Origin of the sequence: Roseinatronobacter ekhonensis (assembly GCF_900499075.1) — a bacterium.
GTDB lineage: Bacteria > Pseudomonadota > Alphaproteobacteria > Rhodobacterales > Rhodobacteraceae > Roseinatronobacter > Roseinatronobacter ekhonensis.
Genome location: NZ_UIHC01000194.1, coordinates 1 through 606 on the forward strand (window position 1 = coordinate 1; position 606 = coordinate 606).

1 protein-coding gene is annotated in these 606 nt (G+C 70.5%); it reads left to right on the plus strand.

Annotated features, from left to right (window positions below):
* Positions 1–110: 110 nt before the first annotated feature.
* Positions 111–606: DNA cytosine methyltransferase (locus ROE7235_RS19825; RefSeq protein ID WP_147434299.1), on the plus strand; the 496-nt coding region annotated here is incomplete at its 3' end.

A 606-nucleotide genomic window follows, 5' to 3' on the forward strand; every position in this document is an offset into this window, starting at 1 on the left:
GAGCGCTGGCAGGCGGACACTGGCAAGGACGCGATCCTCGACGGCGACGGCCGGACTTTTGCCGAGGTGAAGTCGGAGCGGCTTGGCGACAAGGCAGACGCTGCCGCCTGATGGCCGTCTACTACAACGATGCCGACCCCTTGGCCTGCGCATGGCTGCGGGAACTGATCGCGGCCGGGCTGCTGCCCGCGGGCGAGGTGGATGCGCGGTCCATCCTCGACGTCACGCCGTCGGACCTGCGGGGCTTTAAGCAATGCCATTTCTTCGCCGGGATCGGCGGCTGGCCCTACGCGCTGCGCCTCGCCGGCGTGGTCGAGGATCTGCCCGTCTGGACCGGCTCGCCGCCCTGCCAGCCCTTCAGCCAGGCCGGACAGCGCAAGGGACAGGACGATGATCGCCACCTCGCCCCCGCCTTCCTGCGGCTCGTCGCCGCCTGCCGACCTGGCCTCGTCTTCGGCGAACAGGTCGCGAGCGCGGCTGTGCTCGGACCAGTTGGCAGCGCGACTCGCACAGCGGCTGAGGGCCCGGCTGGCTGGGCGTGGTTCGACGCTCTGGCTTCTGACCTGGAAGCGGCATCTTACACCGTCGCGGCGGCCGATCTGCCGG